A 14,076-nucleotide genomic window follows, 5' to 3' on the forward strand; every position below is an offset into this window, starting at 1 on the left:
GAGGTTCCCGACCCACGGTCCTGGGTTCGTGCAGCTGCGTAGGGTTCGACTAGCCTGCATCAGCACGTGCAATGACCGAGGGGGCCACCGTGACGAGCAACGACCAGGAACGCCGCACCACGACGGACGATCACACGACCGGGGGCGACGAGCAGCATCTGCGCCGGGCGCTCAGCAATCGCCACATCCAGCTGCTGGCGATCGGCGGGGCCATCGGCACCGGTCTGTTCATGGGCAGCGGCAAGACCATCTCAGTCGCCGGCCCATCCGTGATCTTCGTCTACATGATCATCGGGTTCATGCTCTTCTTCGTCATGCGGGCGATGGGCGAGCTGCTGCTGTCGAACCTGAAGTACAAGTCCTTCAGTGACTTCGCGAGCGACCTGCTCGGGCCGTGGGCCGGGTTCTTCACCGGCTGGACCTACTGGTTCTGCTGGGTGGTCACGGGGGTCGCTGACGTGATCGCGATCGCCGGGTACACGGATGCGCTGATCCCCGGCATCCCGCTGTGGATCCCCGGCCTCGCCGTCATCCTGATCCTGCTCGCGCTGAACCTCCCGACCGTTGCGGCCTTCGGCGAGATGGAGTTCTGGTTCGCGCTGATCAAGATCATCGCGATCGTCGCGCTCATCATCACCGGTCTCGTGATGATCTTCACCGGGTTCCAGCACGATGCCGGCACCGCGAGCTTCGCGAACCTCTGGGACCACGGCGGCATGTTCCCGCACGGGTTCATGGGCTTCGTCGCCGGATTCCAGATCGCGGTGTTCGCATTCGTCGGCGTCGAACTGGTCGGCACGGCAGCCGCCGAGACCAAGGACCCGAAGCGCAACCTGCCGAAGGCGATCAACGCGATCCCGATCCGCATCCTGCTCTTCTACGTCGGCGCGCTGATCATCCTGATGGCCGTGACGCCGTGGACCGAGTACGTCGCCGGCGAGAGCCCGTTCATCGCGATGTTCGCCCTGGCCGGGCTCGGCATCGCCGCGACCGTCGTGAACCTGGTCGTGCTGACGTCGGCCATGTCGAGCGCCAACTCGGGCATCTACTCCACCTCGCGGATGGTGTTCGGCCTCGCGCAGGACGGCGACGCGCCTCGACTGTTCGCGCGGCTGTCGAAGCGGCGGGTGCCCCAGAACGCACTGTTCCTGTCGTGCATCCTGCTGCTCTCCGGCATCGTGCTGATCTACGCGGGAGAGGACATCGGGACCGCGTTCGACATGGTCACCACGGTCTCCGCCGTGTGCTTCATGTTCGTGTGGACCATCTTCCTGTGCAGCTACCTGTCGTACCGGCGCAACCGTCCGGACACGGCCGCGAGCTCCGCGTTCAAGATGCCGGGCGGCACGGTCATGGTGTTCGTCGTGCTCGCGTTCTTCGTGTTCGTGCTGTGGGCGCTCACGACGCAGCCCGACACGCTCACCGCGCTGCTGGTCACGCCGATCTGGTTCGCGCTGCTCGTCGTTGCCTGGCTCTTCGTGCGTCGGTCGCCGAACCATCTGACTCGGCATGCGGCGCACATCGCGTACCTGCGTGACGACACGACCGACACGGACTGAGCGGAAGCCGACATGACTGAGCCCGGTGCGTGCAGGCGCGCGACCGGGCTCAGCAACTCAGGAGCGGATCAGGCTTGCGCCGGGGTCCACGCAGAGACGCGGTTCAACGTCTGCACCTCGTCGGCGGTGAGCTCGAGGCGAGCGCCGGCGAGCAGATCCGGCACCTGCTCGACGGTGCGGGCGCTCGCGATCGGGGCGACGACGGTCGGCTGCGCGCGGAGCCACGCAAGGGAGGTCGCGGCGATGGATGCACCGTGCGCATCCCCGATCTCCGCGAGCGCGTCGATGATGCGCAGTCCGGCCTCGGTGGCGTACTTGGCTGCGCCCTGCGCACGCGGCGACTCCTGGCCCGCTGCATCCGTGGACCGGTACTTGCCGGTCAGGAATCCACTCGCGAGCGAGTAGTACGGCACCAGTCCGAGTCCGAATTCCTCGGCGACCGGGATGATCGTCTCCTCGACCTCGTTGCGGTGCACGAGGTTGTAGTGCGGCTGCACGGCGACCGGCAGTGCGACGCCCGTGCGCTTCGCGATCTCGATCCACTCACGGATGCGCTCGCCCGTGTAGTTCGAGACGGCGATGTGCTTCACGAGTCCGTCGGTGACGAGTTGTCCGAACGCGCCGACGGTCTCCTCGAGCGGAACCGTCTCGTCGTCGAAGTGCGCGTAGTAGAGGTCGATGGCGTCGACGCCGAGCCTGGCAAGCGACGCCTCGGCGGCCTTGCGGACGTTCGCGGCAGCGAGACCCTTGAAGTCGGGGTGCTGGCTGACCTTGGTGGCGACGACGACATCCTGCGGCTTGCGCGAAGCGAGCCACTCGCCGATGATCGTCTCGCTCTCGCCACCAGAGTTGCCCGGGATCCAGGCACTGTAGGAGTCTGCGGTGTCGATGAAGTCACCACCGCCGGCCGCGAAGGCGTCGAGCACGGCGAACGAGGCGTCGCGGTCGGCCGTCCAGCCGAAGACGTTGCCGCCGAGCGAGAGCGGGAAGACGTTGAGGTCACTGGTTCCGATACGAGTCATGCTCTCGACAACGGAGTCAGGTCGAGAGGCATTCCCCCGTGACGGCGTGTTGCAGGGACGCTCAGGAGATTGCTCAGGACAGTGCTCTCGCGTCAGTGCCGACTACAGGACTTGAACCTGCAACCCCCGTATTACAAGTACGGTGCGCTACCAATTGCGCCAAGTCGGCGGGTGCCACCAGCTTACCGATGGCGGAGACCCGCTCCGAACTTACGGAGCAGGGGTCTCGGTCGGCGCCGAGCTCGGCGCGGGAGTCGGAGTGGGCGAGGTCTTGTAGTACGCGTCGCTCGCGACGGTCAGCACGAACTGCGAGAACTCGGCCGGGTCGTCGAGGGCACCGACGTAGGCCTCACCGTTGGCGACGATCATCGGCGCCGAGGTGAGCACCAGGTCGTCGGATCCGGCGAGCGGACCGTCGAGTGCACGAGTGGTCGCATCCTTCGCCCAGGTCACGTAGTCGGAGTTCTCGATGCAGGAGCGCACGGCCTTGCCGTTGTCGACGCCGACCGCACCGGCGACATCCGCGAGCTCGACGTCGGAGAGCCCGTCGCTGCCGACCTTGGGCTGGTCGTCGAGCAGATCGTGGTTGAACGCGTAGAACTTGTCCGGCGAATGCGTCGCGACGCACGCAGCCGCGGCTGCCGCGCGCAACGAGTACTTCGTGCCGTTCGAGCTTGCAGTGAGCAGTGCGACCGGGTGGTAGCTCACGGTCACAGCACCCTCGCTGATCCAGTTGGTGAGCTGGCGGGCGTTCGCGCGCTCGAACTCACCGGCATCCGGCGACAGGTAGTCGACGTAGATGTGGATGTCCACTCGATCGGAGGCGGTCGGCTCCGGCGTGGGCTGGGCCTCCTCCGCACCTGCGTCCGTGGCATCCGGATCCGGTGTCGCGAGCGTCTCGTCGGAACTCGCCGCAGCGGTGATGTCGGTGACGACGACGCCATCCCCATCCATGCCGCTCGGCATCAACTGCGGCTTCGAGACCTGCGCCGACACGGCGAGGGTCACTGCGGTGCCGATCGCACCGACCGCGATCACGGCGACCGCACCGATGATGATCCGTCGCATGATGCGCGCTCGGGACTGCTGCGCGTGCACCTGCTGTGCCTTCTCCCGCACGGCCTCGCGAGAATTGCGAGGTGTGGGGACGTTCGGCGTTTCGTCGCTCGACATCGTTCCTCTTGAGTCTCAGGGGGTCCGGGTTGGCCCCGACCATCGCTCTCTGGCGACGATCGCCGCGAACACGCGGCCGGGTTCGATGTTAACCAGTCAGTCTGAGAAATACCCAGGTGCCACTGTTCGTGTCATACTGATCCCGACCCAACGTCGGGTCGCGGCGGGTCATTCCGCCGATTCCATCACTACGGATCGTCCGGCACGTACCTGCCGGTGAAGGAGAAGCATCATGGCATCTGTCACATTCGATGACGCCACCCGCCTGTACCCCGGCGGAACCCGCCCGGCCGTCGACAAGCTGAACCTCGAGGTCGGAGACGGCGAGTTCCTCGTCCTCGTCGGTCCTTCCGGTTGCGGTAAGTCCACGTCCCTCCGCATGCTCGCGGGCCTCGAAGAGGTCAACGCAGGCCGCATCCTCATCGGCGACCGCGACGTCACCGACGTGCCGCCGAAGGACCGCGACATCGCGATGGTGTTCCAGAACTACGCGCTGTACCCGCACATGACCGTCGCCGAGAACATGGGCTTCGCGCTCAAGATCGCCGGCATCGGCAAGGAAGAGCGCGCCACCCGCGTGCTCGAGGCCGCCAAGCTCCTCGACCTCGAGGACTACCTGACCCGCAAGCCGAAGGCCCTCTCGGGTGGTCAGCGTCAGCGTGTCGCCATGGGTCGCGCGATCGTGCGTCAGCCCCAGGTCTTCCTCATGGACGAGCCGCTGTCGAACCTCGACGCGAAGCTCCGCGTGCAGACGCGTACGCAGATCGCATCGCTGCAGCGTCGCCTCGGCGTCACCACGGTCTACGTCACGCACGACCAGACCGAGGCCCTCACCATGGGCGACCGCATCGCGGTCCTCAAGGACGGCCTGCTCCAGCAGGTGGGTTCGCCTCGCGACCTGTACGAGAAGCCGAACAACGTCTTCGTCGCCGGCTTCATCGGCTCGCCCGCGATGAACCTGTTCTCGGCGGACCTCGCCGAGGGCGGCATCCGCTTCGGCACCGAGGTCGTCCCGCTCGACCGCGACACCGTGGGCCGTGCGAACGGTTCGCAGGTCACGGTCGGCGTCCGCCCCGAGGACATCGTCGTCGGCCCCGCCGACGGCAAGGGCCTCTCGGTCACGGTCGACCTCGTCGAGGAGCTCGGCGCCGACGGCTACCTCTACGGCCACACCGAGATCAACGGCAAGCGCGCCGACCTCGTCGCCCGCGTCGACGGTCGCAACCACCCGAACGCTGGCGAGACCGTCACGCTCGCAGCCTCGGCCGGCCACGTGCACGCCTTCGACATCGAGTCCGGCGAGCGCCTGAACGACAAGCCGGTCGTCTCCGCCTGATCGGTTCGACGCACGCGGCGCAGGCTGACTTCGGTCGCCTGCGCCGCGTTCGTGTTTCCCCACCCACGCACCCAGGGAGCTCCATGCAGGATTCGCTGCGGATCACCGCCAGCAAGGTCGACCCAGGGCTGCTCTCGCTCCCCTGGTCCACCACGCTCGCGAAGTGGCCGTCCGAGCACATCGTCTCGCTGCCCAAAGGTCTCTCCCGTCACCTCGTCCGCTTCGCGGACCTCTCCGGCCGCGTCATCGCGGTGAAGGAGACCACCGCCGAGATGGCACAGCGCGAGTACGACATGCTCGGCAACCTCGCCCGCCTCGATGTGCCCTGCGTCGACCGCGTCGCGGTGATCGCCGGACGGACGGATGCCGACGGCGAACCGCTCCCCGCCGCGCTCGTCACCTCGCACCTGCGCTTCTCGATGCCGTATCGCGCGCTCTTCACGCGGGTGCTGCGCCCCGACACGGCGACGCGGCTCGTCGACGCCCTGGCGCTGCTGCTCGTGCGCCTGCACAACGTCGGCTTCTACTGGGGCGACGTCTCGCTCTCGAACACCCTGTTCCGCCGCGATGCCGGCGCCTTCGCCGCGTACCTGGTGGATGCCGAGACCGGCGAGCTGCACGAGGAGGGGCTGACCGACGGTCAGCGCTCCTACGACCTCGACTTGGCGCGCACGAACATCGCCGGCGAGATCATGGACCTCGCCGCCGGCGGCCGCCTCGAGCACGGCGTCGACGCGATCGCGATCGCCGACGGCATCGTCTCGTCGTACCGCTCGCTGTGGGCGGAGCTCACCGCTCAGGAGTCGTTCTCGTCCGCAGAGACCTGGCGGATCACCGAGCGCGTCGAGCGCCTGAACGCGCTGGGCTTCGACATCGATGAGATGTCGATGTCGACCACGGCCGACGGAACGGTCGTCGAGATCCAGCCGAAGGTCGTCGACGCAGGACATCACCAGCGACGCCTGATCCGCCTCACCGGGCTCGACGTCGAGGAGAACCAGGCCCGCCGCCTGCTGAACGACCTCGACGAGTTCCGCGCGCGGTCGACGAAGCAGTGGGCTGACGAGGAGATGTACGCGCACGAATGGCTGACCCGCGTGTTCGAGCCGGTGGTGCGGGCGATCCCCTACGAGCTGCGCGCCAAGCTCGAGCCGGCGGAGGTCTTCCACCAGGTGCTCGAGCACCGCTGGTACCTCTCCCAGGCGCACGGTCGCTCCGTGCCGCTCGCCGAGGTGCTGACGAGCTACATCAACGAGGTGCTGCGTCACCGTCGCGACGAGGCCACGATCATGGGTCCGCCGACCGAGACCATGAGCCTTCCCGTCATCACGGGTTCGCTGTCACTCGCGGACGACGACGATGACGCCGTCGACTGGCGCGATCTGGTCTAGTACCCGACGGTGAACCGCTCGCGGTGGTGGTTGCCCTGCTCGATCTCGTCGACCACCGCGATGGCGAAGTCAGCGCCCGAGATGGTCGACTTCCCGTCAGCGTCGCGCACGATCACGTCGCCGCCGTCGCGGTACTTCCCGGTGCGCTCTCCCTCGGCCCAGGGCCCGAACACCTCGGCCGGGTGCACGAAGAACCAGTCGAGACCGGCATCCGATCCCTCCAGCAGGGCGAGTGAGTCGATGCCGACCTGCGCCTCGTGCTTGTACTCCTCGGGGAAGCCCTGATCGAACAGCCGAGGACCGCCGGGGGCGATGAGGCTGCCACCGGCCCCGCCGATCACGCCGAGGCGCGTCTCGGTGCCGGTGAGGCGCTCGGCGATGGTGCCGAGCGCCTCGAGGACGCTGTTCTCCATGTCGCCGCGGGGCGAGAGCGCCGAGACGACGGCATCCGCACCCTCGAAGGTGGCAGCGATGGAGTCGATGTCGAGCACTGAGCCCTGCACGTAGGCCGCACCGGCGACCGGATCCTTCGGCTCCGACCGCGAGACGGCGATCACCCCGTGACCGCGGGTCACCGCCTCCGAGACGATGTGGCGACCGGCGTAGCCGGTCCCTCCGAGGACGACGATGCGAGCCATGCGGTTCTCCTTTGTCAGCGGTTGGAGCGTGCGGGCGGTGCGGGTCAGTTCCCGGCGCGAGTGCTCGCGACCTGGTACAGCGCGACCGAGGTGGCGATACCGGCGTTCAGCGACTCGGTGGCCGCGGAGATCGGGATCGAGACGATCTGGTCGCAGGTGTCGCGGACCAGCCGCGAGAGACCCTTGCCCTCGGAGCCTGCGACGATGACGACCGGGCGGTCGGCGAGCTGCAGGGCCGGGAGCGAGACGTCGCCGTCACCGGCGAGGCCGAGGATGAAGACGCCCTGCTTCTTGAACTCCTTGAGCAGCGTCGTGAGGTTGGTCGCGAGGGCCACGGGGGTCCGCGCGACAGCGCCGGCGCTCGTCTTCCACACGGCCGAGTTCACGCCGGCTGAACGACGCTGGGGCAGGATGACGCCGTGGCCACCGAACGCAGCGGCCGAACGGATGACGGCGCCGAGGTTGCGGGGATCGGTGATGCCGTCGAGGGCGACGAAGAGCGGCACCTGGCCGCGGTCGATGACCTGCTCGAGCAGGTCCTGCGGGTGCGCGTACTCGTACGGCGGCACCTTGATGGCGACGCCCTGGTGCACGCCGTCGAAGCCCGCCATGCGGTCGAGCTCCTGGCGCGTGACCTCCATCACCGGGATGCCGCGATGCGTCGCGATCGACAGCATCTCCTTGACGCGGTCGTCCATCTCGACGCGCTGCGCGATGTAGAACGCGGTCGCGGGGATCTTGGCGCGAAGCGCCTCGAGCACCGAGTTGCGGCCGGTGACGACCTCGGTCTCGGTCGTGTTGTCCTTCGCGCGTGCGGAGCGGTTCGGGCTGCCGCCGGATGTCTGCCGCTGCCCGCCAGGACGGCCCTTGCCGCCGGATGCCGCGTAGCGCTCGGCCGCTGCCTTGCGCTTCCCCGCGGGGTGCCACGCGCGATCCTCCGCCTTCGGGGTCGGTCCGCGGCCCTCGAGCGCCTTGCGTCCGAGTCCACCGGTGCCCTTGCTGGGGCCCTTCTTCTTGCCCTTGCCCGCTGAGGGGTTGCCTGGCTTCGCCATCAAATGCTCCAATGAGTTCCGGCTGGAGAGTCCTCCAGCGTGATTCCTGCGGCGGCGATCGCGTCGCGAATGCGATCCGCCGCCGCCCAGTCCTTGTCCGCACGCGCCTGTGCGCGCTGCGTGATCATCGCCTGGACGAGTGCGTCCAGCGTCCTGTGCTCGGCGACGTCCCCGCCGGTGCTCATGAGCTCATCGAACCCGAGCAGCCTCGCCATGGCGTCCACCTGGACGAACGCGCCCCACGCGGTGTCGTCATCGCCGGCGTCGATCGCGGTGTTCCCCCGCCGCACGGTCTCGTGCAGCACGGCGATCGCCTGCGGCACGCCGAGGTCATCGTCCATCGCGGCCGCGAAGTCGTCAGGGATCTCACCGATCCGCGACTCGTCGGGCGCACCTGCGAGCGAGCGCCGCACACGGGCGATGAACGTGCCGATACGACCGAGCGCCGCATCCGCCTCGTCCCACGACGACGCTGTGAGGTCGAGACTCGACCGGTAGTGCGCTGCCGCGAGGGCGTAGCGAACGACCAGCGGATTCCGCTCGGCGAGCACGTCTGCGGCGAGCGTGAAGTTGCCGAGGGACTTCGACATCTTCTGCCCGTTCACGGTCACCAGTCCGTTGTGGACCCAGTGCCGGGCGAACGCGTCGCCCGCGGCAGTCGACTGCGCGAGTTCGTTCTCGTGATGCGGGAATCGGAGGTCGAGGCCGCCGCCGTGGATGTCGAACTCTGCGCCGAGGTACCGCTTCGCCATCGCCGAGCACTCGATGTGCCAGCCGGGTCGCCCGGGACCCCACGGGGATGCCCAGGTCGCGTCGGCCGGCTCATCGGACTTGGCACCCTTCCAGAGCGCGAAGTCCTGCGGGTTGCGCTTGCCGCGGGGATCGGCGTCCTCGGCCGCCTCCATCGCATCGATCGATTGGTGCGTCAGCTCGCCGTACTCGGCCCAGGAGCGCACGTCGAAGTACACGTCGCCGGAACCGTCGGGCGCCGGGTAGGCATGGCCGCGCTCGATCAACAGCGCGATGAGCTCCTGCATCTGCGGGATCGACGCCGTCGCGCGGGGCTCGTAGGTCGGCGGAAGGATGCCGATGCCGGCATATGCCGCAGTGAACTCCTGCTCGATGCGGTAGGCGAGGGCCCACCAGGGCTCGACGTCGGTCGCGTTCTGCAGCACCTTGTCATCGATGTCGGTGACATTCCGCACGAAGGTGACCCTGCCGTGGCGGTGCTCGAGCCATCGGCGCAGCAGATCGAAGCTGAGCGCGGCTCGCACGTGCCCGATGTGGGGGCCGGACTGCACCGTGGGTCCACACACATACATCGTGACGTTCTCGGGGTCGAGAGGCACGAAGTCACGCAGATCCTGCGTGCGGGTGTCGTGGAGGCGGAGTGTCACCGCTCAATCTTACCGGGGCGGCGTGACGTGGCCCTGAGTAAGTCCCTCCGGCAGCACCGTCGCGATCGCCGTGACCGAGATCCCCTCGCCCCGACCGGGGAATCCGAGGCCGTCGGTGGTCGTCGCCGTCACCGACACCGGCGCACCGCCGAGGGCCGCCGAGAGCACCTGCTCGGCCTCGGTCCGGCGCGCGCTGAATCGAGGACGGTTGCCCTGGAACTGCGCCGAGACATTGCCGATCGCGAACCCTGCCTCGGCGAGCAGCTCCCGTGTGCGCGCCAGGAACACGGTGGCATGGGCGCCCGCGTACTCCGGATGCGAGGTGCCGAAGTGCTCGCCGATGTCGCCGAGTCCGGCCGCGCCGAGCAGCGCATCGACGATCGCGTGGGCCACCGCATCGCCGTCGGAGTGCCCGGACAGCGGGGCCTCCCCCGGCCATTCGAGACCCGCGAGCCAGAGCGTGCCCTCGCCGCCGAACGCATGCACATCGGTGCCGATGCCGACCCGGGGCGCTGCGGTCACCGGGAGACCTGCGGTCGCCTGGTGCGCTGCGGGGAGCGGCCGCGCAGCAGCATCCGCCAGCAGATGACGCGCCCGCTCGAGGTCTCCGGGAGTCGTGATCTTGAACGCACGCTCTGAGCCCTCGATGTGCCGCACCTGTCCGCCGTTCGCGGCGAACAGCGCCGCATCGTCGGTGTACTCGACGCCGGCGTCCGACGCTGCGGCGTATGCCGCTTCCATCGGGCCACGGGGGAACCCCTGCGGCGTCTGCGCCGCGGCGAGCTCGGAGCGATCGACTGCGGCGATGATCACGCCGTCGTCGACCCGCTTCAGCGTGTCCACCACCGGGAGCGCCGGGATCACACCGGCGTCCGCGAGCACAGCCCGCGCCACCGCATCGATCTGGGCCGGCGGCGTGAGCGCCCTCGCGGCATCGTGCACGAGCACGGTCGTCACGTCACCCCAGAGTGCCGCGAGTCCGGCAGACACGGACAGCTGCCGGGTCTCACCGCCGGTCACGACACGACCGAGGTCGATGCGCTCGCCGGCGGCCTCCCGGAGTTCGGTCTCGGCATCGCCCTCGAAGCCCGCGGGAGCGACGACGATCACCTGCGCCGGTGCGGCGGCGAACACGCCGTCGAGCGCGTGGCGCAGGATCGACCGGCTGTCGATGCCGACGAAGGCCTTGGGCGCGCCGGCATCCAGGCGAGTGCCTGAGCCGGCGGCGACGACGATGATCGCGGTGTCGGGAACGGGGAGCATGGTCACGATCTCACGCTACCGTCTCGCGGATACGACGAAGGGGCGGACGCCGCAGCATCCGCCCCTTCGTCACGACCCTCGGGTCGACGACGGATTCAGGACGCGAGGACCTCGTCGAGCAGTGCGCCCGCCTTGTCCTCGTCGGTCTTCTCAGCGAGCGCGAGCTCGGAGATGAGGATCTGACGCGCCTTCGCCAGCATCCGCTTCTCTCCCGCGGAGAGCCCGCGGTCCTGATCGCGGCGCCAGAGGTCGCGGACGACCTCGCTGACCTTGATGACATCGCCGGAGGCGAGCTTCTCAAGGTTCGCCTTGTACCGGCGCGACCAGTTGGTCGGCTCCTCGGTGAACGGTGCGCGAAGCACCTCGAACACATGGTCGAGGCCTTCCTTGCCGATCACGTCACGAACGCCGACGAGGTCGACGTTCTCTGCGGGGACCTCGATGATGAGATCGCCCTGGGTGACGTTCAGCTTCAGATACTTCTTCGCCTCACCCTTGATGATGCGTTCCTTGACCTCGATGATGGTCGCGGCGCCATGGTGCGGATAGACGACTGTCTCGCCAACCTCAAAAAGCATAAAAACGTGTCCTTTCGGCAACCTCAAGGATACCACAGGGCGTATGCGCTAAGGTTCGCGCCTCGGCCGCTCCGTCACGGCGCTCGCGTACCCGTAGAATGGATGCGGATATTCCGTCGGACCCCAGGAGGACCAGTGAAATCGCGCCTTGTTGCGTCTGCCGCCATCAGCGCTCTCGTCCTGCTCGGCGCGACCGGCTGCACGTTCATCTCGCCGCAGGCGACGAAGATCGAGTACTCCGCCTCCGACGGCGTCAACGTGTTCGACCCGGAGAGCCCCCTCGACGTCCGCAACGCCTTCATCGTCGCGAACGAAGACGGCAGCGTCGGCAACTTCATCGGCGCCGTGGTGAACCCCACCGACGAGCGCGCGACGCTGACGATCGCGGTCGCGGGTGTCGAGGATCCGTTCACGGTGACTGTCCCAGCCGGCGACCGAATCAGCTACGGCGCGGACGCGGAGCCGCTGCGCATCGTCGGCCTCGACACCATGCCGGGTGCGACGATCGAGATGCACTTCCAGTCGGGCGACGCGCTCGGCGTCAAGACGCAGGTGCCGGTGCTCGACGGATCCCTCCCGTACTACGCGGACCTGGTGCCCAGCGACGACTGATCCCCCAGCTCCTGCACGCAGAAGAGGCCGGCCCGCGATGGGCCGGCCTCTTCTGCGTTCCGGTGCTGGCCTGGCTCTCAGCCTTCGAAGCGGTAGCCCAGACCGCGCACGGTGACCAGCATCACCGGCTCGCTCGGGTTCTCCTCGATGCGCGAGCGGATGCGCTTGATGTGCACGTCGAGGGTCTTGGTGTCGCCGAAGTAGTCGCTCCCCCACACCCGGTCGATCAGCTGACCGCGGGTGAGCACTCGGCCGGAGTTGCGCATCAGCACCTCGAGCAGCTCGAACTCCTTCAGCGGCATGTTGATCACGGAGCCGGCGACCGAGACCGTGTGCCGGTCGATGTCGAGCGACACGCGCCCGCCGTCCAGCACGCGCTCGTCGAGCTCGCCCTCCGCCTGCACCACCCGACGCAGCACCGCCCGCATGCGGGCGAGCAGCTCCCGCGAGGAGTACGGCTTCGTGATGTAGTCGTCCGCGCCCAGCTCCAGCCCGACGACGATGTCGACCTCGGAGTCCTTGGCCGTCAGCATGATGATCGGCACCGCCGAGGTCGAGCGGATCTGCCGGCACACCTCGGTGCCCGGCATACCGGGCAGCATCAGGTCGAGCAGGACGATATCAGCGCCACGATCCCGGAACGCCGTCAGCGCGCCAGGGCCGTCCTCGGCGATCTCGACCTCATAGCCCTCTCGCCGCAGCAGATACGCGAGCGGGTCGGCGAGGTCGGGCTCGTCCTCGACGAGAAGGATGCGTGTCATGCGATTTCTCCGTTTCGTACGCGTCCGCCCGAGGCCTTCGCTTTCGCCTTGGCCTCCTTGCGTGCGCGCTTCTTCTTGCTCTTCTTGCCGCCGTCGACGGGCTCGGGCGCGTCGATCAGCGGAAGCCTGATGGTGAAGGTCGATCCGCGCCCCGGCCGCGACCACAGGCGCACCTCGCCGCCGTGCCGCTGGGTGGCGTGCTTCACGATCGACAGGCCGAGTCCGGTGCCGCCGGTGCGTCGGGAGCGGGCGTCGTCCGCGCGGTAGAACCGCTCGAAGATGCGCTCCCGGTCGGATTCGGAGATGCCGATGCCCTGGTCGGCCACGGCGATCTCGACGACGCCGTCCTCAGCCTTCACGCCGACGCCCACGCGAGAGCCGCGCGGGGAGTAGACGATCGCGTTGGCGACGAGGTTGCCCACGGCCTCGATCAGGATCTGCGCGTCGCCGCGCACCCAGGCGCCGCGGTCGCCGCCTCGTGCGAGATCGACGCCTGCGGAGTCCGCCTGCACGACGTGCGCCTCGATGGATGCCGCGACCACCTCATCGATCGACACCGCGTTGACCTCGGTCAAGCCGTCCTCGGCCTGCAGCCGGGAGAGGCTCATGATGCGTCCGGTGAGCTGGGCGAGGCGTCCGGCCTCCGCGGAGATCCGTGCGGCGAAGATCCGCACCTGGGGCGGGTCGTCGGCAGCCGACTCGATCGCCTCGGCGAGCAGGCTGACCGCGCCGACCGGCGTCTTCAGCTCATGGCTCGTGTTCGCGACGAAGTCGCGGCGCATCTGGTCGAGACGCTCCTGCTCCGTCACGTCGCGGATGATCAGCAACGCCATCCGCGCTCCGAGCACGCTCGCACGCGCCGAGACGAGGCGCGGATCGAGACTGACCCCACCGCGGGTGATGCGCAGCGATTCGGTCTTGGTGCCACCCGTGGCCCTGACACTGCGCACGAGCAGCCGCAGCTCCGGGTTGTCGAGCGTCGAGCCGACGTCGATACCGAACCGCGTCGCCGCCTGCGAGGCGGCGAGCACCAGCCCAGAGGTGTCGACGACACAGGCCGCATCGTCCATGCTGTCGAGGACATCGGTGATGCCATCGGGAACCACGGTGGAGGTCTCCAGCTCGACACGCGCTCGCGCTCGGAAGGCCCACACCAGCAGGAGGGAGAGACCGACGCCGATCAACACGCCTGCGGCGAGAGCGATCAGCGCGACCTGCGGCAACGTCATGACTCCAGCGTAGAGTGCGTTCACCCGCGTTCCGGCGCGTTTTCAGGGGTGCAGCGCAACGCGAG

13 protein-coding genes and 1 tRNA gene are annotated in these 14,076 nt (G+C 68.3%); 4 read left to right on the plus strand and 10 right to left on the minus strand.

The window, feature by feature from the left end; translation table 11 throughout:
• The first annotated feature begins 71 nt into the window (after positions 1 to 71).
• Positions 72 to 1,559 carry a D-serine/D-alanine/glycine transporter gene (gene cycA, locus V7Z82_RS08135; RefSeq protein WP_442927600.1) on the plus strand — a complete coding sequence of 496 codons (1,488 nt, stop codon included), beginning with the start codon at positions 72 to 74 and terminating at the stop codon, positions 1,557 to 1,559.
• Between the two features lie 68 nt (positions 1,560 to 1,627).
• Here cycA and V7Z82_RS08140 read toward each other — a convergent pair whose 3' ends face one another.
• The 3 genes from V7Z82_RS08140 to V7Z82_RS08150 form a co-directional block, all read right to left on the minus strand.
• Positions 1,628 to 2,581, minus strand: a complete 954-nt coding sequence (locus V7Z82_RS08140; protein WP_334149941.1) for an aldo/keto reductase — start codon at positions 2,579 to 2,581, stop codon at positions 1,628 to 1,630.
• Positions 2,582 to 2,677: 96 nt separating this feature from the next.
• Positions 2,678 to 2,750 (minus strand) — tRNA-Thr (locus V7Z82_RS08145).
• A gap of 41 nt (positions 2,751 to 2,791) precedes the next feature.
• Positions 2,792 to 3,754 carry a DsbA family protein gene (locus V7Z82_RS08150; protein WP_334149943.1) on the minus strand — a complete coding sequence of 321 codons (963 nt, stop codon included), beginning with the start codon at positions 3,752 to 3,754 and terminating at the stop codon, positions 2,792 to 2,794.
• Positions 3,755 to 3,986: 232 nt separating this feature from the next.
• On the opposite strand from V7Z82_RS08150, the gene V7Z82_RS08155 reads away from it, so the two are divergent.
• A complete protein-coding gene (locus V7Z82_RS08155) occupies positions 3,987 to 5,090 on the plus strand; it encodes an ABC transporter ATP-binding protein (RefSeq protein WP_045279544.1) in 1,104 nt (367 codons plus the stop codon).
• Positions 5,091 to 5,173: 83 nt separating this feature from the next.
• On the plus strand, positions 5,174 to 6,481 hold the full coding sequence (locus tag V7Z82_RS08160) for a DUF4032 domain-containing protein (protein WP_334149945.1): 1,308 nt from the start codon (positions 5,174 to 5,176) through the stop codon (positions 6,479 to 6,481).
• Here V7Z82_RS08160 and V7Z82_RS08165 read toward each other — a convergent pair.
• From V7Z82_RS08165 to V7Z82_RS08185, 5 genes are all read right to left on the minus strand, one after another.
• A complete protein-coding gene (locus V7Z82_RS08165) occupies positions 6,478 to 7,119 on the minus strand; it encodes an NAD(P)-dependent oxidoreductase (protein WP_334149947.1) in 642 nt (213 codons plus the stop codon). The genes V7Z82_RS08160 and V7Z82_RS08165 overlap by 4 nt on opposite strands.
• A gap of 44 nt (positions 7,120 to 7,163) precedes the next feature.
• The gene (gene rlmB / locus V7Z82_RS08170; protein ID WP_334149949.1) at positions 7,164 to 8,171 is read right to left on the minus strand and encodes a 23S rRNA (guanosine(2251)-2'-O)-methyltransferase RlmB; all 1,008 of its coding nucleotides are present in this window, start codon (positions 8,169 to 8,171) and stop codon (positions 7,164 to 7,166) included.
• The gene (cysS, locus tag V7Z82_RS08175; RefSeq protein WP_334149951.1) at positions 8,171 to 9,568 is read right to left on the minus strand and encodes a cysteine--tRNA ligase; all 1,398 of its coding nucleotides are present in this window, start codon (positions 9,566 to 9,568) and stop codon (positions 8,171 to 8,173) included. Before cysS ends, rlmB begins: the two co-directional genes overlap by 1 nt.
• A 9-nt stretch (positions 9,569 to 9,577) precedes the next feature.
• Positions 9,578 to 10,831, minus strand: a complete 1,254-nt coding sequence (gene ispD, locus V7Z82_RS08180; protein WP_442927604.1) for a 2-C-methyl-D-erythritol 4-phosphate cytidylyltransferase — start codon at positions 10,829 to 10,831, stop codon at positions 9,578 to 9,580.
• A 95-nt stretch (positions 10,832 to 10,926) separates the two neighbouring features.
• Complete coding sequence (locus V7Z82_RS08185) at positions 10,927 to 11,409, minus strand: CarD family transcriptional regulator (protein WP_017201416.1); 483 nt, start codon at positions 11,407 to 11,409, stop codon at positions 10,927 to 10,929.
• A gap of 135 nt (positions 11,410 to 11,544) precedes the next feature.
• Here V7Z82_RS08185 and V7Z82_RS08190 point away from each other — a divergent pair, with 135 nt between their 5' ends.
• Positions 11,545 to 12,021, plus strand: a complete 477-nt coding sequence (locus V7Z82_RS08190) for a DNA modification methylase (protein WP_334149977.1) — start codon at positions 11,545 to 11,547, stop codon at positions 12,019 to 12,021.
• 77 nt (positions 12,022 to 12,098) lie between these two features.
• On the opposite strand, the gene V7Z82_RS08195 is transcribed toward V7Z82_RS08190, so the two are convergent.
• Together V7Z82_RS08195 and V7Z82_RS08200 are read right to left on the minus strand one after the other, a co-directional pair.
• Positions 12,099 to 12,782 (minus strand): response regulator transcription factor, encoded by a 684-nt coding sequence (locus tag V7Z82_RS08195; protein ID WP_334149979.1) that lies wholly within the window; start codon positions 12,780 to 12,782, stop codon positions 12,099 to 12,101.
• Positions 12,779 to 14,011 (minus strand): sensor histidine kinase, encoded by a 1,233-nt coding sequence (locus V7Z82_RS08200; RefSeq protein ID WP_334149981.1) that lies wholly within the window; start codon positions 14,009 to 14,011, stop codon positions 12,779 to 12,781. Before V7Z82_RS08200 ends, V7Z82_RS08195 begins: the two co-directional genes overlap by 4 nt.
• Between the last annotated feature and the right edge of the window lie 65 nt (positions 14,012 to 14,076).

The organism is Microbacterium sp., assembly GCF_036823965.1.
Lineage (GTDB): Bacteria > Actinomycetota > Actinomycetes > Actinomycetales > Microbacteriaceae > Microbacterium.